General features: G+C 54.2%; 1 protein-coding gene. It reads right to left on the reverse strand.

Annotated features, from left to right (window positions below; genetic code table 11):
• Window positions 1-273: 273 nt before the first annotated feature.
• On the reverse strand, window positions 274-1,239 hold the full coding sequence (locus Q0198_RS08300) for an HlyD family efflux transporter periplasmic adaptor subunit (RefSeq protein WP_297896860.1): 966 nt from the start codon (window positions 1,237-1,239) through the stop codon (window positions 274-276).
• Window positions 1,240-1,403: the final 164 nt, after the last annotated feature.

Here is a 1,403-nt window from a genome sequence, read left to right on the forward strand (position 1 = left end):
CCGTATGTCTCGCTCGCCAGGTGCCGCGTAAAATTGCCGCTCGGCGAGCTTTGCTATCCAAATTTCGCCCGCAGATGCCGTCAAAATCGCTCATAAATTCCGCGTCGTTATGCCGCCAAAATTTTATCGCTAAGGCAACCGTTTAAATTCCAACTCGCCGCGCCTGATAGCTTTGGGCGTTGTGCCGCGATAAAATTCCATCCGTAGTATTCCTGCCACCCGTACCGCGTTTTAAATTTCGCCCTTGCTAGCGATGCTTATGCGCTGCCCCCGTCAAAATTCCACGCTGATCGGCTGACCTAAGCGAAACTGCCCATCTTCGTCGCTAAAATCGGCGCGCGCCTCCCACACGAGATCGGCGCGCAGCTCCTCGGTCTGCACCGTGCGGGGCGTGTACATCGCGGTTTGGCTCACGTAGGCGACCTTTGCGCTCGCGCTAGAGCCGTCCGCAGCGATGATCCGCACGCTCTGCCCGGCATGCAGGAAGCGGAGCTGATTTTCGCTTAGATAAAATTTCGCGCGCTTGTTTTTTACTTCGCTGAGCTCAAAAACGCCCACGCTGGGTATGCTGATGTCACCAAGCTCCTTAAGGCGCGCTCTGATCTGCCCGCTAAAGGGCGCTTTTAGCACGCTTTGCGTCTCGATTTGGTAGTTCAGATATTTCAGATTTTCCTCGCAGCTTGCCAAGTTTGCCCGCGCGGCGCCGACATCCTCGCCGCGATAGCCGCTTTGAAGCTGGCGCAGATTAGCCTGCGCGCTTTGCAGCTGGGCTTGCGTGCGCTTCATAGAATAAAACGCCTCGTCGATCTGCTGCTTGGACGCGGAGTTGGTTTTGCCCAGGCTCTTGAAGCGCTCGTTCGTCAAAGTAGCGAGCTGTAGGGCGTTTTGCAGCGCGCTTACGTTCGCCGCCGCCATCTCGATCTCCTCGCTACGAAAGCCGCTTTGCAGCTTTTGCAAGCTAAATTTAAGCCCTTCACACCTCGCGATCTGGATCTGTCTTTGAAAGCTCAGATCCGCCGTATCCAGAGCCGCCAAAACATCGCCAGCCTGCACGAAATCGCCCTCGTCGCGATAAAGCGCGCTAATGCGGCCGCTACGCTCGAAGCTAAGCGAACTCTGCCTGATGTCGATGATGCCGTAGGCCTTGTGCGCGACCTCCTCGCGCCTATCGAGATTGAAGTAGATCGCCGCGGCGAGAGCGACCAGCGCAAAAACGACGAAAATTAGAAGCCTTTTCATAGATCGCCTTAAATTTTGATATGCGGTTATTATAAAATAACTTTTCTAATGCGGCGCTGATATTTGAAGTTCGGGCGGTGATTTTATAAGTCGATCGCATTAAATTTGCCGTATTGAATTGGTCGCCGCGAGCGGGCTAGATTTTGAGCTTGGGAGGATAAAAT

The organism is uncultured Campylobacter sp. (assembly GCF_938045205.1).
In the GTDB taxonomy this organism is placed as follows: Bacteria; Campylobacterota; Campylobacteria; order Campylobacterales; family Campylobacteraceae; genus Campylobacter_B.